22 protein-coding genes are annotated in these 25913 nt (G+C 40.7%); 7 read left to right on the top strand and 15 right to left on the bottom strand.

Going from position 1 to position 25913, the window contains the following annotated elements; translation table 11 throughout:
* Window positions 1–38: 38 nt before the first annotated feature.
* Together IPO83_08070 and murA are read right to left on the bottom strand one after the other, a co-directional pair.
* Complete coding sequence (locus IPO83_08070; protein ID MBK9731232.1) at window positions 39–575, bottom strand: TlpA family protein disulfide reductase; 537 nt, start codon at window positions 573–575, stop codon at window positions 39–41.
* Window positions 576–780: 205 nt separating this feature from the next.
* On the bottom strand, window positions 781–2085 hold the full coding sequence (gene murA / locus IPO83_08065; GenBank protein MBK9731231.1) for a UDP-N-acetylglucosamine 1-carboxyvinyltransferase: 1305 nt from the start codon (window positions 2083–2085) through the stop codon (window positions 781–783).
* Between the two features lie 284 nt (window positions 2086–2369).
* Here murA and IPO83_08060 point away from each other — a divergent pair, with 284 nt between their 5' ends.
* The 3 genes from IPO83_08060 to IPO83_08050 all read left to right on the top strand — a co-directional run bounded on the left by IPO83_08060 (window position 2370) and on the right by IPO83_08050 (window position 7870).
* Window positions 2370–4148: a DUF885 domain-containing protein gene (locus IPO83_08060; protein MBK9731230.1), complete on the top strand. Its 1779-nt coding sequence runs from the start codon at window positions 2370–2372 to the stop codon at window positions 4146–4148.
* A 70-nt stretch (window positions 4149–4218) separates the two neighbouring features.
* A complete protein-coding gene (locus IPO83_08055; GenBank protein ID MBK9731229.1) occupies window positions 4219–5415 on the top strand; it encodes a galactose oxidase in 1197 nt (398 codons plus the stop codon).
* A 133-nt stretch (window positions 5416–5548) separates the two neighbouring features.
* The gene (locus IPO83_08050) at window positions 5549–7870 is read left to right on the top strand and encodes a CotH kinase family protein (protein ID MBK9731228.1); all 2322 of its coding nucleotides are present in this window, start codon (window positions 5549–5551) and stop codon (window positions 7868–7870) included.
* A gap of 121 nt (window positions 7871–7991) precedes the next feature.
* Here the strand turns inward: IPO83_08050 and IPO83_08045 are convergent, their stop codons facing one another.
* The 12 genes from IPO83_08045 to rho form a co-directional block, all read right to left on the bottom strand.
* The gene (locus IPO83_08045) at window positions 7992–10550 is read right to left on the bottom strand and encodes a hypothetical protein (protein ID MBK9731227.1); all 2559 of its coding nucleotides are present in this window, start codon (window positions 10548–10550) and stop codon (window positions 7992–7994) included.
* 138 nt (window positions 10551–10688) lie between these two features.
* A complete protein-coding gene (locus IPO83_08040) occupies window positions 10689–12080 on the bottom strand; it encodes an MBL fold metallo-hydrolase (GenBank protein MBK9731226.1) in 1392 nt (463 codons plus the stop codon).
* Between the two features lie 60 nt (window positions 12081–12140).
* Entirely contained in the window at window positions 12141–12437 is a 297-nt protein-coding gene (locus tag IPO83_08035) for a helix-turn-helix transcriptional regulator (protein ID MBK9731225.1), read from the bottom strand.
* Window positions 12438–12631: 194 nt separating this feature from the next.
* Window positions 12632–12979, bottom strand: coding sequence for a helix-turn-helix transcriptional regulator (locus IPO83_08030; protein ID MBK9731224.1), 348 nt, complete (start codon window positions 12977–12979; stop codon window positions 12632–12634).
* A 250-nt stretch (window positions 12980–13229) separates the two neighbouring features.
* Entirely contained in the window at window positions 13230–13922 is a 693-nt protein-coding gene (gene tsaB / locus IPO83_08025) for a tRNA (adenosine(37)-N6)-threonylcarbamoyltransferase complex dimerization subunit type 1 TsaB (protein MBK9731223.1), read from the bottom strand.
* A 151-nt stretch (window positions 13923–14073) separates the two neighbouring features.
* Window positions 14074–15486, bottom strand: a complete 1413-nt coding sequence (locus tag IPO83_08020) for a M28 family peptidase (GenBank protein ID MBK9731222.1) — start codon at window positions 15484–15486, stop codon at window positions 14074–14076.
* Window positions 15483–15752 (bottom strand): hypothetical protein, encoded by a 270-nt coding sequence (locus IPO83_08015; GenBank protein MBK9731221.1) that lies wholly within the window; start codon window positions 15750–15752, stop codon window positions 15483–15485. Before IPO83_08015 ends, IPO83_08020 begins: the two co-directional genes overlap by 4 nt.
* Before the next feature lie 180 nt (window positions 15753–15932).
* Window positions 15933–17591 carry a PDZ domain-containing protein gene (locus tag IPO83_08010; protein ID MBK9731220.1) on the bottom strand — a complete coding sequence of 553 codons (1659 nt, stop codon included), beginning with the start codon at window positions 17589–17591 and terminating at the stop codon, window positions 15933–15935.
* Between the two features lie 180 nt (window positions 17592–17771).
* Window positions 17772–17993 carry a membrane protein insertion efficiency factor YidD gene (yidD, locus tag IPO83_08005; protein MBK9731219.1) on the bottom strand — a complete coding sequence of 74 codons (222 nt, stop codon included), beginning with the start codon at window positions 17991–17993 and terminating at the stop codon, window positions 17772–17774.
* Window positions 17974–18399, bottom strand: a complete 426-nt coding sequence (locus IPO83_08000; GenBank protein MBK9731218.1) for a ribonuclease P protein component — start codon at window positions 18397–18399, stop codon at window positions 17974–17976. Before IPO83_08000 ends, yidD begins: the two co-directional genes overlap by 20 nt.
* Before the next feature lie 54 nt (window positions 18400–18453).
* A complete protein-coding gene (rpmH, locus tag IPO83_07995) occupies window positions 18454–18609 on the bottom strand; it encodes a 50S ribosomal protein L34 (protein MBK9731217.1) in 156 nt (51 codons plus the stop codon).
* 188 nt (window positions 18610–18797) lie between these two features.
* A complete protein-coding gene (gene rho, locus IPO83_07990) occupies window positions 18798–20315 on the bottom strand; it encodes a transcription termination factor Rho (GenBank protein ID MBK9731216.1) in 1518 nt (505 codons plus the stop codon).
* 341 nt (window positions 20316–20656) lie between these two features.
* On the opposite strand from rho, the gene IPO83_07985 reads away from it, so the two are divergent.
* Together IPO83_07985 and IPO83_07980 are read left to right on the top strand one after the other, a co-directional pair.
* The gene (locus tag IPO83_07985) at window positions 20657–22618 is read left to right on the top strand and encodes a DUF1736 domain-containing protein (protein MBK9731215.1); all 1962 of its coding nucleotides are present in this window, start codon (window positions 20657–20659) and stop codon (window positions 22616–22618) included.
* A gap of 89 nt (window positions 22619–22707) precedes the next feature.
* On the top strand, window positions 22708–23400 hold the full coding sequence (locus IPO83_07980) for a noncanonical pyrimidine nucleotidase, YjjG family (GenBank protein ID MBK9731214.1): 693 nt from the start codon (window positions 22708–22710) through the stop codon (window positions 23398–23400).
* 96 nt (window positions 23401–23496) lie between these two features.
* On the opposite strand, the gene IPO83_07975 is transcribed toward IPO83_07980, so the two are convergent.
* Entirely contained in the window at window positions 23497–23928 is a 432-nt protein-coding gene (locus IPO83_07975; protein ID MBK9731213.1) for a phosphoheptose isomerase, read from the bottom strand.
* A 281-nt stretch (window positions 23929–24209) separates the two neighbouring features.
* Here IPO83_07975 and IPO83_07970 point away from each other — a divergent pair, with 281 nt between their 5' ends.
* Both IPO83_07970 and IPO83_07965 read left to right on the top strand, forming a co-directional pair.
* The gene (locus IPO83_07970; GenBank protein MBK9731212.1) at window positions 24210–24869 is read left to right on the top strand and encodes a nitroreductase family protein; all 660 of its coding nucleotides are present in this window, start codon (window positions 24210–24212) and stop codon (window positions 24867–24869) included.
* Window positions 24870–24962: 93 nt separating this feature from the next.
* A complete protein-coding gene (locus tag IPO83_07965) occupies window positions 24963–25898 on the top strand; it encodes a UDP-3-O-(3-hydroxymyristoyl)glucosamine N-acyltransferase (protein MBK9731211.1) in 936 nt (311 codons plus the stop codon).
* The last annotated feature ends 15 nt before the right edge of the window (window positions 25899–25913 follow it).

Raw genomic sequence — 25913 nt, 5'->3', positions numbered from 1 at the left:
GCTATTAAAAAACCATTTCAATAACCGCAATTTCAAAATTATTTTGCCAACCGTTTCTCCAGTATCTTTTTTAACTGATAAGGTAATAGATTACTTCCGATAATCATTCCATCCTGGTCAATCAATATGTTGGCGGGAATCGAACGCACACCAAACCGTTGTGCCACTTCAGAATTCCAGCCTTGCAAAGTGCTTACATGATTCGGCCACAATAAACCATCCTGCTGAATGGCTTGCAGCCAATAACCTCTGTTGTAATCAAGCGAAATGCTATAGATATCAAAGCCATTCGCCTTCGCAAATTTCGCGGTGTGATATTGATGGTACATCTCCACCAGCTCACGGTTCTCCATTCTGCAAGGCCCGCACCATGCCGCCCAAAACTGCACCAGCACAACCTTTCCTTTCAGCGATGAAAGTGCCAATGGTTTTCCATCCGGATCCGGATAAATCAATTCCCCGATCTGATCGCCATTACTGAAATCAAGAATTTTATAATAATCGTAAATCTTGTATACTACTACTGCAATGATGATTAATACAACGGCAGCGATGAGGAGATTTTTATTTTTCAATTGGGTTGAAATGGCTTTATGGTTGTATGTTTAAAGGGATTACCAGCAAGATGATTACATGGCCAAATGGTTCAGTTGCAATTAACTTTTCAATAGCACTTGCTAAATTTCCTGCATAGAAGTAAAAAGCGATCAGTACAGCCATATAACCATCCAGCCATTAAGCAATTTAGCAATGCAACAATTAAACAATGTCTACCCTATTTCACACCCGCTTAATCTTCGCTCCTAAGGCATTCAACCTTTCATCAATGCGCTGATAGCCGCGATCAATCTGGTTGATGTTGTTAATAGTGCTTACACCTTCGGCGCTCATCGCTGCAATCAGCAATGCAACGCCGGCACGAATATCCGGTGAGGTCATCGAGATGCCACGCAAGGATTGTTGACGGTTCAATCCAATCACTGCTGCACGGTGCGGATCACAAAGAATAATCTGCGCGCCCATGTCAATCAGCTTGTCGACAAAAAACAGGCGACTCTCAAACATTTTCTGGTGGATGAGCACAGTACCTTTCGCTTGCGTTGCTACAACGAGTAGCACACTCAGTAAATCCGGTGTTAATCCGGGCCATGTGGCGTCTGCAATGGTGAGCACACTGCCGTCGATGAATGGCTGAATCTTATAAGTAGCCTGTTCCGGTATAAAAATGTCCTCGCCGCGAATCTCCATCTGAATGCCGAGCTTTTCAAAAGTCTGCGGAATGATTCCGAGGTGTTCGGGTTGCGCATTTTTTATCAGCAGTTCTGATTGCGTCATGGCTGCAAGCCCAATGAAACTGCCTACTTCAATCATGTCACTGAGCATGCGGTGTTCACATCCACCCAACGATTCCACACCTCTTATCTTTAACAGGTTGCTTCCTACTCCTGCAATTTTTGCACCCATGCTGATAAGCATTTTGCAGAGTTGCTGCACATATGGTTCACAGGCTGCATTAAAAACGGTGGTCGTTCCTTTCGCAAGACATGCAGCCATCACTACGTTCGCCGTTCCTGTTACGGAAGCTTCATCCAGCACCATATAGGTTCCCTTCAGCTCTGAAGCATCTACCGTAAAGGAATTGTCCTTCACATCAAAATGAAACTTCGCCCCTAACTTTTCAAAACCAAGAAAGTGTGTATCCAATCTTCTTCTTCCAATCTTATCACCGCCGGGACGCGGGATGAACGCCTTCTTAAATCTTGCCAGCAAAGGACCGAGAATCATAATCGATCCGCGTAGCTTCGATGCTTTCTTTGCATATTCTTTCGTGTAAAGAAAATCGAGGTTGATATTTTTTGCACGGAAAGAATATTTTCCTTCACTAATCGATTTCACTTCCACACCAAAATCAGCCAGCAAAGCGATCAGCAGGTTTACATCGCTGATATCAGGAATGTTGGAGATCACTACTTTCTGATCGGTGAGCAGTGTTGCGCATAATATCTGCAACGCTTCATTCTTTGCGCCTTGCGGAACAATCGTGCCGTTTAGCCTGGCACCGCCTTCAATTTTAAATGCGTCCATATTTTATTGTAGAATATTTGGTGTTGATTTTTGTTTGAATAAATAAGAAATGGCGTTCCGATATTTTTAAAAATGAATGGCGGAAAGATACTACTTCGGAAATAATATTAAGGACGCCTGCGATTATAATGCATAAGCGGTTGTTTAAAAAATAGTATTCCGGATTATCATCGCCGTGTAAGGGTTTTTTTAAATGAAAATTCCGGTAAAACAAATGGCACTATTCACCAACCTGATCCTGCATGAATTATCTACCTTTATCATTGCTCTTAAAAAAATAATTCATGTTGAAAAGCACAATGTCTGTCATTACCGGATTCACCATTTATTGCTGCATCATCTTCCTGTTTTTATTTTCATGCAATGCGCCACAAGAAAAGGTGACAACAGATAAATCAGGTTTATCATTCGATGCATTCAGCACTCGCTTTTTAGATGCTTACTGGAAACAAAATCCGGCAGCAGCCATCAGCATCGGCTATGGCAAATATTATGAATTGCTGAAAGTTCCGGATAACGCGGCATTTGCCGGCGATGTGCTGTTTTCAAAACAGTATCTCGATTCATTGAAGCAATTCAACTATGACCGGCTTTCCGATAAAAACAAGATTGATTTCAAGATCATCGAAAACCAGCTCCGCAGCACCATCTGGTACATTGATACTTTCAAAATGCAGCAATGGGATCCTTCATCTTACAATCTCAGCAATGAATGTTATGAAATCATCCACCAGGATTATGCGCCGCTGAATGAACGGATGAAAATATTGTCCCAACACCTGCAACATGCTGATCAATATTTTGATGCTGCTTTACAAATGATCCATCAACCGACCAGAGAATATACGGAACTCGCTATCCATCAGAATTCCGGAGGACAAGATATTTTCGGAGCCTCACTCACCGATTCCATCAATGTATCAACACTTGCACAAACGGAAAAGGATACGCTACAGAAACGCGTTGATCGTACGCTTGCAGCTATTAAAAATTATGTTGCTGCATTGAATGGTATGCTCGCAGATAAAAATATGCAGTTCAGAAGTTTCCGGATTGGGGAGGATTTATTCAACCGAAAATTTAAATACGACATCGTAACTGATTATTCACCGAAGGAAATTTTTCAGCAGGCAATGGCCGCAAAAAACAATTATCACCATGCGATGTTTGACATTGCCAATCAACTCTGGTCAAAATACTGTGGAACGAAAGAGAAACCTGCTGACAGTTTATTGTTGATAAAAACAGTGATTGATGCCGTTTCACTGCACCATGCCGCGCCGGAACATTTTGTAGACACAATCAAAATGCAAATCAATGCGCTCGAACGATTCATTATCCGGCAAGACTTATTCAATTACGATACTGCTTATCCTTTGCAGGTTCGCATCATGCCGGCTTACATGAGCGGCGTTTCATTGGCCAGCGCCAGTCAGACTCCTCCCTATCAAAAAAATGCGGTCACCTACTACAACATTGCTGATCTTACTGCTGTGCCTCGTGAACATGCTGAAAGCCAGTTGCGCGAAAACAATGATTGGATGCTTTCCATTTTATCTATTCACGAAGGAATTCCCGGTCATTGCCTGCAAGGAGTTTACAACAGCAAGTCACCGGATATATTAAAAGCAGTTTTTGCCAATGGCGCCATGGTGGAAGGATGGGCCGTATACACTGAACGCATGATGCTGGACAACGGCTGGAAAAACGACGACCCTGAAATGTGGCTCATGTTTTACAAGTGGAGCTTGCGCGAATGCTGCAACGTGATCATTGACTACAACATGCAATGCACCGATTATTCAAAAGAAGATTTTGTGAACCTGCTTACGAAAGAAGCATTTCAGGAAAGTGCGCAGGTGGAAGAAAAATATCATCGTGCAAAGGTTTCGCAGGTTCAGTTGTGTTCCTATTTTACCGGCAGCACAGAGATCAATGCACTGCGTGAAAAGTACAAACAACAGCAGGGAAGTGCTTATTCATTAAAAGATTTTCACGAAAAATTTCTGAGTTATGGAAGCGCGCCGGTGAAGTTTATCGGCGAGCTGATGATTAAGAAATGAAGGGAGAAAGATTTTCGGAAAATTTCCTTCAACGTTTTTCTTCATTCATGATTTTTTTAAAATTCTGCTTATGAAACCACTTTCCGTTTCCATACTGTTTGTCCTCCTTACCGCATTTTCATTTGCACAATCCTGGACACAAAAATTAGATTTTGGTGGAACCGCCAGAAGATCATCCATGGCATTTTCGATTGGCAGCAAAGGATACATGGGCCTGGGTTATAACAATAACTTTTACAAAGATCTCTGGGAATACGATCCTGCGGCTGATGTATGGACACAGAAAGCAGACTTTGGTGGTACCGCACGATTTGCAGGTGTTGCCTTCGCTGTCGGTGATAAAGGATTTGTCGGAACCGGTTATGATGTAAACAATAATTTCAACACTGCAGATTTCTGGTCTTATGATCCGCAAAACAATTCGTGGACGCAGGTTGCATCAATGCCGGTAGCAAGAAGATACGCTGCGGGCTTTTCCGTTGCCAATACCGGTTACGTTGGAACAGGTGTGGGTGATGCAGGTTACCTGAATGATTTCTGGGCGTATAATCCGATGACAGATACGTGGTCGCAAAAACCAGATTTCCCCGGCGAACCACGCTATGAATGTGTGGCTTTTGCTGTTTCCGGATACGGATATATTGGTGTGGGTTCTTTTGCAGCAACATTGTATTCCGACTTCTACGAATACAATCCTGAGTCGGAAATATGGACGCAGAAAGCAGATTATCCCGGCAATGGCCAGGATGCCTGTTCGGGTTTCGGATTGAAAGACAAAGGATATATTGGCGGAGGAAGTAATCAGCAAACATGGTTCAGTGATTTCTGGGAATGGGATCAACTCAGCGATGTATGGACAGCGAAGGAAGATTTCCCGGGTGCGCCACGCGCATTCGGAACAGGATTGGATATTCTGACGAAGGGCTACATGGGAATGGGTGAAGCCGTTGGCTACTATCACGATTGGTGGGAATATACGCCCGACAGTACTTTCAGCACAGGCACTGCCACTGCTGTTCAAAATGATTGCTTTATTATTCCTGCGTTGATAATGAATGAACCAATAATTATTCAATATCAAATGCAGCAACCTTCTCAACTGATCCTTACAAATCTGAATGGAACCATCAGCCGTTGCTATTCAATATTGAAAGGAAATAACAAACTCATTTTGCCGGTGCGTGATTTTGAAAGTGGTGTTTATTGTTACACAGTAAGAAATTTCAACGCTACCATTGCTTCAGGAAAGGTGGTAGTGATGAGATGATGGTATCAATTTATTTCTCCAACCAATGTTGTTCATCTTTTTTTTAATCGGGCATCTGCTCCATTGCAGCAGCAATCTTTTTGAACATGCTTTCCTTCGGAACAGCTAACTTTACTATCTTATTCCCATTCACTTGAGATCTCCTTCCATCTTTTTACTGCTGTTCCTTGCAGCAATTACCTCACAATCGCAGTCACTGCCATTCAATCCATTATTTGATGAATCAAAAGTGAACAGCATATTCATTACCATGAATACGGATTCGCTTTTGGAATTGTACACCGATGTGGAAAGCAACCATGAATACAATGTGCAATTTATTTATGATGACGGTGTACAACGTGACACTTTGGAAAATACCGGCTTCCGCCTGCGTGGAAATTCATCCCGTTATTCAGCCAAAAAATCTTTCAAAATATCTTTCAACACTTACGATCCGGGCAGAAAATATGAGAATCATGAAAAAATAAACCTGAATGGTTCTCACAATGATCCCAGCATGGTGCGTGAAAAATTGTATTATGATGCCTGGAATAAATTCGACCTTCCGGCCAGAAGAAGTTCATTTGTCCGGCTCTATATCAACAATGATTACTATGGTCTGTACACCAACATCGAAGAGATGGATGAGATCTGGTGTAAAGAACGTTTCGGTGATAACAGCGGCAACCTTTACAAGTGCACCTATCCATCGGATCTCACTTACGAAGGAGCTGATCAGGATGATTATAAATCCATTGAATCTTCAGCAGTAACCGGAGGCAGGGCGTATGACCTGCAAAACAATCCATCAGCCGATGATTATACTGACCTTGTAAACTTCATCACGATTCTCAACCAAACGCCGTTAGCTGATCTGCCTTGTGAATTAGAAAAAGTCTTTGATGTGGAAGCTTTTCTTCGCGCTTATTGCATGGATGTGGCGTCAGGAAACTGGGACGATTATGCTTTCAACAAAAACAATTATTACCTCTATCACAATCCATTTACTGATCAGATGGAATTTATTGCTTACGATTGCGACAACACTTTTGGTGTGGATTGGATTGGCATCGACTGGACGGCACGTTCCATTTACGAATGGGAAAATGCTGCCGAAAGACCATTGGTAACACGGTTGCTTGATGTTCCTGAATATAAAGACCGGTATAGTTATTATCTCAACCTGCTGGTCAATACGGTTTTAAATCCTGTTACTATCGGTCCTCACATCGATAGCATGAAAAATCTTATTACTGATGCTGCATTGGAAGATGAGTTTAAAGTATTCGATTATGGTTATACAGATGAAGATTTTTTGAATTCGTTTAATACCAACGATATTGATGGACATACTCCTTATGGTGTTAAGAATTTTATTACTGCTTTTAAAAGCAATGCACAAACTCAACTGGTATTGAACAACATCGCTCCTGTATTGCGTGAGGAACATCATCTTCCGCAGTTACCTGAAGTGGGTGAAGATATTTTTGTGATGGTTACTTCATTTGATGATGTAGCGATGAGCAATGTAAAAATCTATTCCAGCTTTGATTCGCTGACATTCACACAAGCTACTTTATATGATGACGGATTACATAATGACGGCGAAGCAGACGATGCAATATTCGGCGTGCAATTGCCACCCGCAACAGCCAATGGTTATTTGTACTATCATTTTCAGGCAACGGATAACAATAGTCTTGTTTCACGTTTTCCGGTTTGCGGCGACTTCAGTATGAAAATAGGATTTGAACCTCCTGCTATTTTCATCAATGAATTTCTTGCAGCAAATAACACGGTGATAGGTGATAATGCAGGTGAGTTTGATGATTATGTTGAATTGTATAATGCCGGAACGGAATCAGTTTATCTCGGTAACAAATACATCAGTGATGATCTTCAGAATCCTTCCAAGTGGAGGTTACCGGCAGTTACTCTTGATGGTGATCATTACATCCTGTTATGGACCGACAATGATCCGGAACAGGGAGCTTATCATGCAGATTTCAGTTTGAATGCTGATGGAGAACAAATTGGTTTATTCGCGTCAGCAGAAGAATACTTTGCCGCAATTGATACCTATAGTTTTGGATTGCAGACAGCAGACATTTCTGTTGGCAGATTACCCAACGGAACAGGGCCTTTTGGTATTCTACCCGGGCCAACACCCGGATTCAATAATTATTCGGTGGGAATTGCAGATTCAAATACAGATCATAATTCACTGCTGCTGCTTTCTAATCCTTCATCCGGAACTACTGTAGCTCAGTTGTTTTTGACTGTGCCTTCACCACTTACTACACTTCAATTGTGTTCCATGCAAGGAGTCACGATCAGGGAATTATCTTTTTCCAGCCTTCACGAAGGAACACATACTTTTTCGATCAATACAACAGCTCTTCCTTCCGGACTTTATTTTGTGAAAGTTACTTTCAATGGAACTATGCTTGTGGAAAAATTGGCGGTGCAATAACCTCAGCGGTATCGTTTCAAGTTCCGCTTTGCAGTTTTCTTATCATGAAAATACTTTCGTGATATCGGATCGAACAATACGAATAGCTCTCCATATCTCTCGTTGGCTGTTTAATTTTATACTATTCCTTCTTTTGCTTCTTCTTAATTTTCTTATTTGTAGAATCGTCTTCGTCGGTGGATTCATCCATTGCATTTTTTATGCTGTCAGTTGATAACCCTTTGTCTTTATAATAATGCTTCAACGGATCATAGGCAATCTGAATCTTCCCATCTGAATCTTCACGTGCGCGAAGAAAAATACTGGCGCCTAATTTTGTATCTGCCGCAACATTGGTGGGCTTGTAGTCTTTATCACGCTTCTTCAGGTTGCTCAATGGAATCTGAACGCTGATATCCGTGCCGCCATCAAAACCATAAGTGCCTTCGGTATATAGCGTTGCTACATTAGATTGAATTTGCATGCGCGAATAGGTTAATTGCTGCCCTTTTAACCAGATGGTATCTTTTAGTTGCGCAAATTCGATGTGGTTGAAATCACGGTTTTTAAAAACATATTCTGAAATCCTATCAAGACCGTCGATATTGATGAGTGCTCCGTTTTTGATTGAAAGCACGACTTTTCCATTCATTGATTTCGGATCTATTGAATAATTTTTCTTCAACTGGCTGCTGAAAGTGACGTTGCTCGTAAGCCGTCCTTTCAGATTTTCATGTGTAATAACTTTTTGATTGAAATTGTTGAAGGAATAAAATAAGCTGCTGATATCTGCATTGTCAACAGAAGCAGCGATCGCCATCTGATAGGGTGCCTGTTGCAAACCGGTAATGCTTCCGTTCAAACCAAAAACACCTTCAGATGCAGTCATCTTAATATCTTTGAATTTGAGATAATCATCTGAAAGCAGAATATGACCTCCGAGATTAGTTGCCGTAAATTTTCCTGAAACAATTTTTTCTGCACTCAGAAGAACATCAGCTTCCATCGTGCCTATGATATTATCAATTGATTGGTTTATCTGTTTTTGTGAAGACTTCTTTTGGGCAGTAGTTTTCTTCCGTGTATGCCCCGCCTTTTTGTTCGCGTCCGTGAAATTGCTGAAATCAATCGATCCCGCGTTCACTATCAGATTTGCAAACAGTGATCGTCCGGGAACAAATAAGAAGGGGATAAATTGAATAATCTGCCCCGTTACACTGATTGCATTGTCGTTGATCTTCATTCGAAGCTCGTCGATATTTAACAGCGAATCTCCGAAAGTCATGTTTGCATTCACAGCTGAAAATTCAAACCCATGAGGCACATACAATAAATTTGCATCACTCAACTTTACCCGGCCTTTAACTTTGGCCAGGAAAAGGTGATTCACAGTATCAACATAATCCACCAGCTTGCCATCATAATTAAATGAAACATCAAGCTGTCCGCTGCTAAAAACAAACTTTGATGTATCCACAATTCCGTTTATATCTTCCAACGCCATATTTACCTTTGCTTCCATCAGCAAGTGCGGTTTTATAAGATCTGTAATGGTAACCTGCGATCGTAAGGGAATGCCATATAGAGATGCGTTAAATCTCGACAAAATAACCTGTGAATTATGATCATCATTAATCTGCGTGGAATCCACATGATTCAGAAACCAACCTAAAGCACTCACCTCCGTAAATGTTTTGGTTTTCATAATCAATACATTCTCATCTGTTTTGAAGAATACATCTACGGCAGGTTTACTGCCCGGATATAACCTTCCATTAATTCTGATAGCGGCTGTCAGTGGCTTTTCAAAATTAAATGCAAGCAGCTTAGAAGCTATGTGTTGAGTTACAATAGAATTGGCCTGCTTCACGGTAATACTTGGCGCATCTATTTCAAGGTGCATTTGTGACGTATCGCCGAAAGCAAAACTGCCACGGACTAATAGATTGTTTTTATCAATTTCCAGCGTAGAGGATTTAATCTGCAATTGCTTTTCAGGAATATTAAAGTCAAGGAATAATTTAACGTGAACCGTTTTGTTCGTTAAGTAACTTCCCTTATCTGCATTAAATGCCAGTCCTCCGAAATAGATCGTTCCAATCAACTTTGATTTAACATGTTCCGGCGTTATGTTTAAAGTCTGACCCACATCTTTAAAACCAATCCTGAACCATTTATTCTTTGTGGAATCCACCATGCTGAACTCAACATTTTTCAGAAACACTTTATCAATGGTAGCGGTGAGTGATGACTTAGTATCCGTTTCTTTAGGTGCTGTATTTTTCCTGATAATGCTGGTATTGCTGTAACCATTCTTCATTTTAACCAGCGAAACCGTCGCATTCGTGATAGTGATACTTCGCAGATTCACTTCACCTCTCAGGAGTTTGCTTAACTCGATTTCAAGAACAATTTTTTCTGCATGAAATAATTCCACTCCATGAACAGGATACATAGAGTCACGGAGTACAGCTTCTTCCAGTGTCAGTGAAAAACTGGGAAAGTGATTGAATATGGCGAATTCAATATCCTTAATCTCAAGTTTCCCGCTGATTTTTTCATTCACCGATTTATTTACGGCTTCCAGGATTTCTTTCTTGTAAACCTGTGCAAGCACATACCCTCCTGCAACAGACAATAGCAATAAAGCAATAATCGCCAGCACTACATTTCTGATACGCCGTTTTGTTTTTTTGCTCATGAAATATTATTCTTTGCATAAGATACAAAAGTCCAGGGCAACCTACATCAATTCATAAGAATTGAACGCATGACAAATCTCTTTGGGAATACGACAACGAGAAGTGAATTTATAACCCGATATTAATTCGGGTAAATATCAGGAGACAGAAAATTTGGGCAATTCAATTGCAACGTCTGTTTTGGAAATTGCCTGCCAGCCTCCTGTAATATTTTTCAGTTGATGATAACCCTTCCGTTTGAGCAGCGATGCCGCAATCATAGAACGATAACCACCGAGGCAGTGAACATACAGGGCTTCTTCTTTATCCTCCAGCTTGCTTACCTGTTCGTCCAGTTGTTGGAGCACAACATTCACAGCACCTGCAACATGACCGGACTCATATTCACTTTCTTTACGCACATCAACTACGCGTAAATCATCATGTTTATAGTCGAGGTTAAACTCATCTGCATCTATTGAAATCACCATGTCAAATTCTTTACCCGCGTCCTTCCATGCATCAAACCCGCCTTCCAGAAAGCCAATTACATTGTCGTATCCCACTCTTGCCATGCGAATAATGGTTTCCTCTTCTTTGCCTGTTTCTGTTACCAGTAAAACAGGTTCATCCATACTGATTAAGGTACCTACCCATTCTGCAAACCTTCCATTCAATCCGATAAATATTGAACCGGGAACAAATCCCTTTTCAAAAATATTTTCGTGGCGCGTATCGATCACCAGCGTTCCTTTTTTCATTTCAACGGCAAATTCTTCTGCAGTCATTGGGCGCATGCTTTTTTGTAAAACATCATCCAGCGATGAATAGCCCAGCCTGTTGATCCTGGCATTCAATGGAAAATATTGCGGCGGCTTCGAGAGACCTGAAGTAATTGCTTTTATAAACTCGTCCCTTGACAGATCCTGCAATGCGTAATTCAACTTTTTCTGAACTCCTATTGTGCTCCAGGTTTCTTTTCCAATATTTTTTCCGCAGGACGAGCCTGGCCCGTGAGCCGGATACACAATTACATGATCGGGTAATTTTTTCACTTCATTCAGCGAATCAAACATACGTGAAGCCATCTCTTCTTTGGTAATAGTGGCGCCAAATAAATCCGGCCTTCCTACATCACCAACAAATAATGTGTCTCCTGTAAAAATGCAATGCGGTTCTCCGGATTCATCGCGCAACAAATAGCAGGTAGATTCAGGAGTATGTCCTGGTGTATGCATCACTTCAATTTCAATTGCTCCAATCTTAAAATGTTGGTGATTTGCCGCAACGGTAACCGGATAGTTCGTTACAGTTTCAGGTCCGTATATTATTGGAGCTCCTGTTTTGTTAGCAAGGTCTATATGACCAGAAACGAAGTCGGCATGAAAGTGCGTTTCGAAAATATACTTAATGGTAACTCCCTTTTGAGCGGCCAATGCAATATAAGCCTGATAATCCCTTAAAGGATCAATTACAGCAGCTTCGCCATTTGATTCAATAAAATAAGCCGCTTCAGAAAGGCAATTGGTGTAAAGTTGCTCAACTGTCATGAGATCGCAGGATGACAGGTATTTTAAAGCCTGTTTTCCTGCGCGAAGATATCACTTTTTCTAATCGAACTTTCTGACGATGTTCATGAGTTGCTTAATATTAGCGTAATGAATTGAATAGAAAATACGCTTGCCATCCCTACGATATTTTACAAGTTCAGCAGTACGAAGTATTTTCAGATGTTGCGAAGTAATAGATTGTTCCAGTCTCAGCGAGCGGTAAATCTTATTTACATTGATCTCTCCATTCTTATCGATAAAGGCAATAATGGAAAGTCGTAAAGGATGTGCCAATGCCTTAATCCTGCTCAATCCCTTTTTTGCTAATGCGTAATCAAGCAATAATGTTTCAGCCATTTGTCTTTTTGGTTTTTGAAATTCACACGTATAACGAAAAGAATCATAAATAGTTTAGGTAAAATACTATCAATTTTCAATCGTCGGCTGAAAGGTAGTAAAAAAACATATTTTTTACCTTTTGGTGAGTCATAATAAACAAAATCGGCCGGCCCGAATATGGGGACAGCCGATTTTTGTTAATCCGTTATCAGTTAATTCGCAAGTTCTTCTACAAGATCAGCCAGTTCAGCAATGCGATCCTCATTTAATGAATAGTAGATAAACTTACCGTCGCGTTCTGTTTGAACAACATCAGCATTACGCAGAATGGCAAGATGTTGTGATGCTACTGACTGTTCAAGGCGTAACTTAACATAGATTTCAGTTACCGTCATTTTTCCCTGATCTTCTAACATCTTGATCATCGATTGACGGAGTTTATGATTTACTGCGCGAAGTACGCCAGCGGCCTTTTTCAGGGCGCTATAATCTATTTTTACGGGTGATTTTGAACTTCCGTTTTTTGAAACGAGAGTTAGTTCAGGAACTGCTTTAGCCATGTTTAAAAAAGTTTAATTAGGTTGAGAAAAAATAAAGGCACATATGGTTAACAAATTCAATGCCGAAGGGTTTTAATATTTTCTTTAAAAATGCAAATAACGGTGTTGTGAATATATATTAGATCTGAAATTGATTTAATTAATGTTCAATAGGCAAATTTAGAGGCTGAACAGGCTACAGTTAACGATCATCAAGTGATATGATAATATTATAGTTGTGACAGGATTACAGGTAAAATGGCTATTTGAATTACAGAATAACCCTGGAGCTTGAAATAAATGCTGGTTTTATATAATTCGGTTCAAAGTAAACAGGATCACTGAAATTCCCCATCACAAATTGCTTTTCTGCCAGCCTTATCATCCATGTTGCAGAAGGAGTGGTTGAAAGATCAATTTGAAAAAGACGATCCGTTGCAATCTTCTTGCACTTTATTGCCCCGCTTCCTCCTATTACAATTGTTTTATCTACCAATTGACGCTTCATGAAATCAGCAGTAAGAATAATGTTTGTGGAGGACTGCATTACAGTGCCGTCTTGAAGGTATAAACCATAATATATTTCATCTCTCCTGGCATCTATGGTTGGGCAAAATACCAGTGTTGAATTCTTTTGGATACTGCTCATGCCAACCGCCAGAGACTGTAAAGAATCAACGGCAATTAACGGCTTATCAAGGGCGAAACAAAGTCCCTTTGCTGTGGCAGCTCCAATGCGTAGTCCGGTATAGGAACCGGGACCGGCACTCAAAGCAATACCGTCCAATGCTTTCATTTCAATCTTTGACTCATTCATTAACTGATCTATTATCATGGTAAGCATGGCGGCATGATTGGCATTGCCTGCTAACTCTTTCAATGCAATCAATGTCCCGCTTCTGCTAAGGGCAACAGAACAAACAGGAGACGATGTTTCAATATGTAATAGTAATGTTGATGCCATGATTGTCCGCTAACCTTTGTTAATGGAGAATGATTTTGATTCTTTGAGCCTGATGGATAAACCATAAAGCGACTGAAAAATCAATTTATAAAAAACAGAAAGATAAAATAATACCCACTTGTATAATTATAAACTGAAATTGTGAATGCCCTTAAAAAGTAGCTTTTAATTCCACATTCACATCTCCCCGCTTTACAATAATAGTAGTAATGTCACCTTTTTGAAAAGCAGCAAGCGCTTTCATATATGCCATGATGTCAGCGACCTGATAATCTCCAATTGCGAGAATGATGTCTCCCTTCTTGATTCCTGCCATCGCTGCCGTTTTTCCTTCATCAACTCCATCAACACGCAAGCCTGTTCCATCATAAAGATAGTCAGGAATAATCCCCAGCCTCACCTTAAACTGTGGAATATCGCTGTTGTCTGTTTCCTTTGTTTTTAAAAAAGGAAGTGGCCCTGTATTGTCCAGGTCAAGCACAATAGACTCAATGAGTTGTACAATTGACGCCTCGGCCGTATAATTAATTTTGTCTGCGTCATCTGTGGGTTTATGATAATCTTCATGTGTGCCGGTGAAAAAATTTAACACCGGGATATTTGCATAATAGAAAGAAGTATGATCAGATGGTCCGGTTCCGTTTTCTCCCAATTTGAATTTAAGATCCTTGAACGCAAGCGTTCTGATAAAATTAAATGCATCAGGAGAAGTGCCCAGGCCACTTATCTCCATTCCCTTTTCACCATTGTAACGTCCTATCATATCCATATTTACCATATACGTTATTGATGAGGTATCAATCGTGGAATGTTGCACCCAATACTTAGACCCAACCAATCCCAGTTCCTCTCCTGAAAAATTCAAAAACAAATAATTGCTTTTTTCTTTAACGCCATTGGTTTGAAAATACCTGGCGAGTTCCAATACACCGGCCGTTCCACTTGCGTTATCATCAGCCCCGTTATGAATGGCGGGCTCGCCACGATAAAGTGAATTGCCATATTCTCCATATCCTAAATGATCGAAATGCGCTCCAATCACTACTGTTTGAGGAGCGTCGTTGTCAATAAATGCCGCTACGTTATGACCAGTAATTGTCAGCCTGTCTAAATTTGTTGAAAGTTCAGCAACATTAAATTCCGCGCGCCAGTTGCTTTTAAGCGCTGTTGATTTGATAAAGATCACAGGAAGATCCGCTGTTGGAGAATTGATATCAAGATTGGCTTTCAGATCTTCAGCATTCGAAAGCGTATTCGTCAAGATTACCGCGATTGCGCCTTTGCTCTTCGCATTTTCGATCCTCGTTTTCAAATCTGAAAAAGGACCATATTTTGAATGTGCATCGTCACCATCTGGTGTGCTGCATTCCATCAGATAAATGCTGCCTTTAAGATTGGAGAGATTTTTATAACTGTCATATCCTATAGCAGGAGCAACAATTCCAAACCCGACATCCACAATTTTACCTTCAGCTTTGCCATTACCGGATGCATTAACAGGATAAAAATCTTCATTCAACTTCATGGTTACTCCGTTGATCGCCAATTGATTTTTGCCGCTCATTTTTTCCCATACGTAAAGTTGAATGACTGCAGGTATCCTTGTTCACCTTTGGGCAGCAGACCCCATGATTTGTATTGACGTATCAGATACTTGTACGCTTCCTGCTCTCCTTTGGAACCGGTATTTCGTCCTTCAAGTTTGTCGGAAGCGAGAAAGTAAATGTGTTCTTTAAGATGATTCTCCAATAGGGAGTCTGACGGTCCGGCAAATATTGAATTGAATGAAAAAGATAGTAAAAACAGTAGGATGACCGTGTTTTTTTGCATGGCAATGGATCGTTTATTTTTAGTTAAAAGACAATTATTTTTTCAGGCAAATCAAATAATACAACACAAAATTAAATTATCACTGACAGAACGGGCAGAAATTTAAAAAAACAGTAGTTGCTATCAATAAAAAAGCTGCTGAAAAATTTCAGCAGCTTTTTAAAAAAAACTACTTCTCATTTATTTTTGTGCAGTGAGGGCCTTGTTATATTCATCTTGATTGGTCAGCACTTCAATAGCTTTTTTCACATCAGGATCACTCTTCAGCCCTGCTTCAAGGCGTCCGTTTTTGTAATAATAACGGCTGGCAATTTCTTCTTCCAGCAATTCAATGATTTGTGCTTTGTTTTTTTGCAAATCATGTTCTTTGTCATGCATCATTGAATTTTTCAGCGCTGAAAACTGATCATGAATTCCTTCCCAATAATCTTCCTTTTCCGCTGCCTCCTGCAAGGCTTTCAATTTTTCCTCTGTCTTGGTAGAGTAATCATATTCTTTATCGCTGATATAAGCGATGAATTCATTAAAGTCCGCATCCGTAAGATGAAACTCCATTGGTTTTGCAAGCGTCTGATGCTTTAAACGGTACTGAGTGGCAAAGTCAAACACAAGACCTTTGTCAACAAGACTAAAAGCAATCGGGGCAAGTTTTTCAGCCTCGGTCTTAAAATCAGGATCCACACCGCCACCATCATAAACAGTTCTGCCGCTTTTTGTTTTAAATGCTGTTTTAAGGGAATCCGGTATTTTACCAACACTGCCATCTTCATTCCGGTGCGCATAGTCAAGCGCCTGAATGCAACGTCCGCTGGGAGTGAAATAATGGGCTGTTGTAACTTTTAGCTGTGTTCCATAACTCAGAGGACGCGTTGTTTGAACCAATCCTTTGCCAAATGTTTTTTGTCCTACTATTACGCCGCGATCATAATCCTGAATGGTTCCTGAAACAATTTCTGAAGCTGAAGCAGAACCACTATTGGTGAGAATAGCGAGCGGTATCTTAATATCCACCGCTGCATCTATCGCATAAAATACTTTATCCCACTCCTTCACTTTGCCACGGGTGCTTACGATTTCATTTCCCTTATCAATAAATATGTTGGATACGTTTACTGCTTCATTCAACAAGCCACCCGGATTTCCTCTCAGATCCAGCACGATGGCTTTCAATTGATTTTTTGTTTTAAGTTCCTTTAATGCATTTTCCACTTCCTGGCCACAACCTTCAGTAAACTGATCGAGACGTATATAGCCGATATCGCTATTGAGCATGCCTGAATAAGAAACACTGCTGATTTTGATTTCTTCCCGTTCCAGTGTTTTTAGTATTTCACTTTTTTCTCCCGGACGCTGAATCAACAGTTTAACTTCTGTTCCCGGAGTTCCTTTCAGAATTTTACTGATATCATCCACATCTTTTCCTTTGGTAGTTTTTCCATCTACTTCAATAATCACATCGCCAGCCAGCAGACCTGCTTTGTTGGCCGGATAATTCTGATAGGGTTCTGAAATAACTATCAGGTCACCTGATTTTCGGATCAATGCTCCTATCCCACCGTATTTGCCGGTGGTTTGAAAGCGGTATCCTTCAATATCAGCCTCAGAAATATAATTGGTATAAGGGTCAAGAGTTTCAAGCATGGCGTCGATACCTGTACGCATAAACTTGGCAGGTTCCACATCATCTACATAGTAAGTGTTGACTTCTTTATAAAGTGTGGCGAAAATGTCGAGGTTCTTAGAGATCTCAAAGTAGCTATTGGTAGTTGCCGCAATGGGAACTATTGCGGTTAATGCAATGGCAGCAATCAGCAGTGGTTTTTTCAGTTTCTTTAACATGGTTCCAATTAAATTTGAAATTATAACCGGACATCAGATTACCGGCAAGACACCTAAAAATTTACGAGAAACGAAATTATGCGAAAAATATTTAACCTCCGGCGCATTTAGACGAAAGAGCCCATGTCAACGACAAGTGATATTCATTTATCATAGCAGAAAGTCAGGAGAGGATAATTTTCACGGTACAGGATCATGGCCATGTCCACCCCAGGGATTACAACTTACGATTCGTTTTATCGCCAACCAGCCACCTTTGAACGGGCCATATTTAATGATAGCTTGTACCGCATATTCGGAACAGGTGGGTGTATAACGGCAGACCGGCATCAGCCACGGTGAAATGATACGCTGATAAAACCGCACAACGGCAATTAAAAAACTACTTAGTATTTTTTCCAACAGGTGCATTGCTTTGAGAAAGACGAATAAGTATAGCAGTCATTTTTTGATGAATCAGTTCAAAGGACTCCATTTTCTTACCGGTATAGATAAAGGCCACCAACAGTTTCTTTTGTGGGATATTTTGAGCTTCATGAAGCAGACTTTTATTTAACCGGTATGCCTCTCTGGTAATTCGTTTAAGACGGTTGCGGTCGACTGCCTTTGGAAAATTTTTGGAAGAAACAGCCATCAGCACCTGTACGGGAGAATTAACGGATGCTGAAGTAGTGAGTGAGAGCACTTTGAAAGGGTACAAATAAAAAGACGAACCGCTATTAAACAGTTCGTCGATCAGTTTCTTGCTGGAAAGCCGCTCTTCCTTTTTGAAGGTAAATCGAAGTGGAGATGACGCTTCGTCTTTCACATTGCTGCAGGAAAGATATCTTCCAAAGTTTTGAACTTTAGAAAATCTCCGGGATTATTTCAGGCGTTTTTCGTCGGAAACCGTCAGTTTCTTACGGCCTTGCTTTCTGCGGCTGCTTAATACGGCTCTGCCGTCTTTGCTTTTCATGCGCTCGCGGAAACCGTGTTTGTTTTTGCGCTTGGTGGTGGACGGTTGATACGTTCTCTTCATGACTCGGTTATTTCTTTTAAGGGGTGCGAAAATAGCACCTTATTCTCAAATTATGGAATCAAATTCCGGAAAATTAAACTAAGTGATCATTTAAAAGCTAATCGACCCACTGTTAACTGTCTAAGAATAAAAGACTTAAGACGAAAAGACGAAAGACCAACTACCCGCTACTCACTTCTCACTTCTCTTTAAGCATTCATCGAAATCAGGAACTCTTCATTCGACTTTGTACCTTTCATCCTATCGAGCAGGAATTTCATCGCTTCTTCACTCGTCATATCGGCCAGGTGATTACGAAGGATCCACATGCGCTGCAACATTTCACGATCAAGCAACAAATCTTCGCGCCGTGTGCTGGAAGCAGTAACATCTACCGCAGGGAAAATCCGTTTGTTCGAAAGTTTACGGTCAAGCTGCAGCTCCATGTTACCTGTTCCTTTGAATTCTTCAAAGATCACTTCATCCATTTTTGAACCTGTATCAATAAGGGCTGTTGCCAGAATGGTTAAGGAACCTCCATTCTCAATATTTCTTGCTGCGCCAAAAAACTGCTTGGGCTTGTGCAAAGCATTGGCTTCCACACCACCGGATAATACTTTACCGGAAGCTGGAGAAACGGTATTGTGAGCGCGTGCAAGACGTGTAATGGAATCCAGCAAAATCACCACATCGTTTCCACATTCCACCATTCTCTTGGCTTTTTCCAAAACTATGGCGGCAACTTTTACATGCTTTTCTGCAGGTTCATCGAAGGTGGATGCAATTACTTCAGCACGCACACTCCGTTCCATGTCTGTTACTTCCTCTGGTCGCTCATCTACGAGTAACACGATGAGATACACTTCAGGGTGATTCTTCGCTATGGCATTGGCCACCGCTTTTAACAGCATGGTTTTACCGGTTTTCGGTTGCGAAACAATCAAGCCGCGCTGTCCCTTTCCAATAGGCGTGAAAAGATCAATCACCCTGGTTGAGTAATCGTTTGGTTCAAGAAAGAGGTCTAATTTCTCATTCGGGAAAAGTGGTGTCAGATAATCAAACGGCACTCTGTCGCGAACTTCTTCAGGTTTCTTTCCATTGATGGACTCAACCTTCAGGAGAGCAAAATATTTCTCCCCTTCTTTTGGCGGACGAACAGAACCCGTAACCGTGTCACCGGTTTTGATACCGAATAGTTTTATCTGAGATGGAGAAACATAAATATCATCAGGTGAAGAAAGATAGTTGTAGTCTGATGAACGAAGAAATCCATAGCCATCACTCATGATTTCCAAAACACCTTCACCATCTACCATTCCATCCAGGTCAACATTAAAAGCGGCTTCTTTTCGGAAAGGAAGGCGCTGGAATTGCCCATTCTTTTCATAACGGATCGCTTCTTCCATTTTTTCTTCCTTGGACAATGGCGACTCTTCTGTTTCAGCAACTGTAACAGGAGCTTCCGGTACAGGATCCGGCATCGTAATTACTTCAGGTTCCCGGGAAACAGGTTCCTCTGAAGCAACATTTATTTTTCTTTTACGCACTTTGGGTTTTGCCTCTTCTGATGCTTCTTTGGCAACTTCAGGAGCAATGGCCTGTTTATCCAGGATCTTATAGACAAGTTCCTGCTTGGGGAGCTTGTGATAATTTTCAATCTTCAGACTCTCGGCAACGTCTTTGAGTTCTGGAACGAGCATCTCGTTCAATTGCAGAATGTCGTACATAAATAAAGTTGAATGATGTGAGCGATTACGTTAAATGCAGGGGTTTTGCATTAAGAGCAAGAAAGTCAGCCTTGTCCTGCGTGAATGAATGGTTAAGAAATAAATGTTTGTTTTGATAAATCGAAATCTCGGAACGGAGAAAAACGAAGAGATGGGGCAAATGTAGGTAAAGAATTGTAAACTGCAAATTTGAATCACATTTACAATGATCGCTGATTTACCTGTCACTGATTTTTCATGACCTCTTTTTTTAATGTTGATAGGGTAAGCATAATTCATTTTCACATTGCGGCCATATAAAAACAATTATACATTTACTTGATATAAAAGTACTTCTTTAAATGCGGCAGCAAAGGAAACTTACCAGGAAGGAAAAGAATGCACAGATAAAGCAAGGTGTTGCAATTGCAGGCAGCGGAAAGAAACAATCGATATCAGGCAATGCAATATCATTGAAATTTTTACTCGGATTAATGTGCGCTGCTTTCGGGTTTTTACTTTACCTGCAAACCATCAGTTACGAATACACACTGGACGATGATGCTGTCATTCAAAACAATTACATCGTTCATAAGGGCGTAAATGGAATCGGAACACTATTACAAACTTCTTACCTGTCCGGATCGAATTCGGGTCAGGATGTTTTGTATCGTCCTTTATCACTCATCATGTTTGCAATCGAATGGCAAATCAGTCCCGATTCGCCGGCGCTCAGTCATTTGGTGAACGTATTGCTTTTCGCCATTACAGGATTTCTTTTATTTAACCTGCTCTGCAAACTGTTTAACCGGAACCTTGTCTTTTCTTTTGCTGCCACCTTACTTTTCATGGCCCATCCTGTGCATACTGAAGTAGTCGCTAATATCAAAAGTCGTGATGAGATCCTTTCTTTTCTTTTCTGCATCATTAGCATAAGCTGCCTGGTGGATTACCTTCAGTCAAACAAAACACGGACTTTAATTTTACTTTCTTTTTCATTCTTTCTGGCACTGCTTTCAAAAGAAAGCGCTGTTACATTGTTAGCGGTAGTTCCGTTGTTATTGTTTACCTGCAAGAATACTTCGCTTCGCAAAACCATCTCGTTAGTAGTTCCTTTTTTGATAGCCACATTTGTGTATTTCCTGATAAGATTTTCTGTTCTGAATGGAATCCTGGACAATGGAAAAATTTCCGTGCTGGATAATATCCTGGTTTCGGCTGCTGATTTTTCCAGCCGGCTTGCAACAGAAATTTATGTACTCGGCAGATATATGCTATTGTTGATTTTTCCCCTCAACCTTTCCAATGATTATTCATTTGCCTCCATCAAGCTTCTTGAAATTACTGATTATCGTGTGTTGATTTCATTACTGAGCTTATTACTCATCACCGGCTATGCAATTTTCAGCATACGAAGAAAGGATACAATCGCGGTAGCCATTCTTTACTTCCTGCTTACTATTTCAGTTGCATCAAATATGGTAATTACCATCGGAACGGTTATGGGGGAACGTTTACTTTACGCACCATCTCTTGCGATCTGCATTGTGATTACAACGTTATTGGTTCGGATTTTTAAGAACGGGCAAACAGAACCGAATGACGGGATTGCTGAACAGAATGTTATGGATTTTTTCAGCAGGCATGCCCGTCTTTTCATAGTCCTTGGCTTTATAGTCGCTTTATATTCCTTTAAGACCCTAAACAGAAATCAGGTTTGGAAAAATAATTATTCGCTGGCGCAGGCAGGAGTTCAGGATGCGCCGAACAGTTCAAGGGCTCATTATTTTTTAGGGGGCGAACTCGTGCATGTAGTTGCTAAGAATGAAACCGATTCGGCAAAACGTCACGCACTTTACGAACAAGCCCTTGAAGAACTTACCAAGGCCGTTACCATTGCTCCACAAAATTCCGCTGTTTACACCGACATTGGCCTCACCTACTTTGCAATGAAGGATACGGTAAACGCCATAAAGTATTACGACATCGCTTTGGTGCATGATAAATTTGACAAGCGGGCGATGAACAACAAAGGGATTTTGCTCGTGAAAAAAGATAATAAAGAAGCAATGTCATTATTTACGGAAGCAGTTCGCATTGATCCGCACTATGCTGATGCGCTGAAAAATCTCGGTAACCTCTACGGGTTTTTAGGTGATCTCGATAATGCAATGGTGTATTTCGAAAGATCAATTCCGTATCAGAACGACAAAGCAGCACTGGCGGAAACGTACCGTTTTATGGGAATGATCAGCGATCACCGGAGAGATAAAGTGAAAACGGAATACTATAATGCAAAAGCAAGAGAAAACGCAGGACAATAACTCATGCAATAATATACTTTCCATGCAATTCAAAAACTTACGGTTAGTCTTTTAAATTACTATTTATTTTTGCCCGGCATTTAACATACATGAAACAATATAAACACGTATTCTTCGACCTTGATGAAACCCTGTGGGATTTTAAATCCAATTCGCACGAAACACTTAGTGAAGTATTTGGAATTTACCATTTGGAAGAAAGAGGTATCACCGAAGAGGCGTTTTACAAACACTATTATCATCACAACAATATCTACTGGGACTTATTCAGAAAAGGTGCCATTGGAAGAGAAGACCTGCGGTTGATCCGTTTCATAAAAACTTTATCTGAATTTAATGTAACCGATGAGGTGCTGGCAAAAAACCTTTCGGTATCTTACCTGGAGATTCTTCCGACAAAAACCAGGTTACTCGATCATGCTATTGATGTGCTGACTTACCTGAAGAAAAAATATTCGCTCCACATCATTACCAACGGATTTGAGGAAGTGCAATTCATGAAGTTGCGCCATTCGGGCATTATCTCTTATTTTAAATATGTGATAACCTCCGAAATGGCCGGCAGCCAGAAACCGAACCGTGAAATTTTTAAGTATGCTTTTAACGTGACCAACGCATCCGCAATCGACAGTATTTTTATAGGTGACAGCATTGAAGCAGATATTCACGGTGCAAAATCTATAGGTATGGATCATGTGTTATTCAACCCGGAAAAGCTATCGCACAATGAAATTGTGTTGCATGAGATTGCTGCGTTAAACGAATTGAAGTTATTGCTGTAAATTTCTGCAACAGTGTAATAAGTCCGCGGTCCGGAGTTCTTTGTAGTCATTGGTCATCGTTACCGAAGTGAATTTGCTGCCTAACTTAACTATTCCCTAGTCTTCAAACACTTCGATCTCTTTATGCGCTTTCACCAATTCACCAAACTTACCAATATAACGTGTAGCTCTCACAATGTGGTTATCGATCCAGTGATAGTTTCCGCCACGCGGTTTCCCCAATAAGATTCCATGATATTTGAAACCATGCTTATTCAACCAGTCTTCAGTGATTGCACGCAGACTTTCTGTTCGGGAAGAAAAGAAATAAATAATATGGCCTTCATCATACCATTTGTTGATGGTTTCGAGCGCATCGGCAAAAGGCACTGCGGTAATCATCCGTTCGGGCTCTTCGTTGGGAACATCTTCTGTTATAGTTCCGTCAATGTCAATCAGGAAATTCTTTTTTTCTTCCACTAATACCGGACTTATCTTATGTCCCTGTTCGTCAAATGCCTGCTTCAGGACTTCTGCTGGTTCATTCATGTGCAAGTGTTTTGGCAAAATTATAAACTTTGAGATTGAATAAAGTAAAAGGGAGCAACTTTGCTGTTAATTGATTGTTACCAGCTCGGGTTTTTATAGCAACTAGCGGTTATGAAAATAGCTATTGTTTTTTCGTGAAGGTTGAAAGTGGCAGACGCCTTAATTTAACCTTTTATTGCATTTGAATAATAATTAATATAAAAATAGAAGATTGATTCGATAGGTCAAATAATTCCCGGAATTATCTACGGATGAATAATTTCAATAAAAAAAACTTCGCAATGGAATACCCATTTGTTACTTACCGTAAAGAAATTTTTGATGCTGAAGAGATGCTCAAACGCAGCTTTAATTTTTATAAATTCATGAACAAGCGGCGCACGGTGCGAGAATTTTCAAACCGTAGTGTGCCGCTTGAAGTGATGGAACAACTCATTCTAACAGCATCAACGGCACCTTCCGGCGCTCATAAACAGCCCTGGACATTTTGCCTGGTTGGAAATGCCGAGATTAAAAAGCAAATCCGCATCGCCGCAGAAAAAGAAGAGTATGAAAGCTATCAGCATCGTATGACCGATGAATGGTTGCAGGATCTTGCACCATTGGGCACCGACTGGCACAAACCCTTTTTGGAAATTGCACCATGGTTAGTTATTGTTTTCAAACGTGCCTACGAAGACGTGAATGGGAAGAAAAAAAACAATTACTATGTAACCGAATCTGTGGGATTGGCGACAGGCTTCTTATTGGCTGCCATTCATCATGCAGGCCTTGTAGCGCTCACGCACACACCAAGTCCGATGAATTTTTTGACTACAGTTTTGAACCGGCCCGACAATGAACGTCCCTTTTTGCTGATACCGGTTGGCTATCCTGCGGAAAACTGTACAGTTCCTGATTTGAAAAGAAAACAACAATCAGAGATCATGATACAATATTGAGAACGCTCTGATAGGATCTGTGGCGAAACCGGTTTTCAATGCCTCTCAAATTAGTATTAGTTCTTGGCTACCTTTGGCGCTCAACATTTTCTCATGGACTTAGCTTCTCCTGTACGACTTGCAGTTATCAATGCTCTTATCAGGACAAAATTAAGGGGCGATGAAAACTATGCGTTGAAAGGCATCAATGAAATTCACATGGTACGTGAAGGCGATCTCACGTTTGTTGATCATCCGAAGTATTACGATAAGGCCCTAACCTCTGCAGCGTCTGTTATCCTTATCAATAAAGAAGTTGCTGCACCTAAAGGCAAACACCTTCTTATTTCCGATGATCCTTTTCGCGATTATAATTTGTTAACCAATTATTATAGTCCATTTGAAAAGGCAACGCAAATAATCAGCGAAAGCGCTACAATTGGAGCGGGAACAGTTATTCAACCTGGTTCATTTATTGGCCATCATGTTGCTATCGGAAAAAATTGCCTCATTCATTCCAATGTGAGTATTTATGATCATTGTATAATAGGCGATGATTGTGTGATCCATGCCAATACTGTAATCGGAAGCGATGCTTTTTATTTTAAGAAGTATCCTGAAAGGGGCTATGTAAAGATGCATTCCTGCGGCCGGGTGGTGATTCATGATCGCGTGGAAATTGGCGCTTGTTGCACTATTGATAAAGGTGTTTCCGGCGATACGGTTATTGGTGAAGGCACCAAGCTCGACAATCATGTTCATATCGGTCACGATACGGTTGTTGGTAAACATTGTCTTTTCGCAGCGCAGGTCGGTATTGCCGGAGTTACTAAAATTGAAGACAACGTTATTTTGTGGGGACAGGTTGGCGTGAATAAAGACCTTGTAATCGGCAAAGGCGCTGTTGTATATGCGCAGTCAGGCGTTCCATCGAGCATTGAAGGTGGAAAGATTTACTTCGGTTCGCCGGTGCAGGAAGCGAAAGAAACCATGAAACAGATTGCTTTGCTGAAGCGGCTGAAAGAATTGTTTGTGAACAGGATTGATTGAAAACGTTTAGCATGT

It is taken from the genome of Chitinophagaceae bacterium (assembly GCA_016717285.1).
GTDB lineage: Bacteria > Bacteroidota > Bacteroidia > Chitinophagales > UBA10324 > JACCZZ01.
This window is presented reverse-complemented; position numbering and strand designations above follow the sequence as displayed.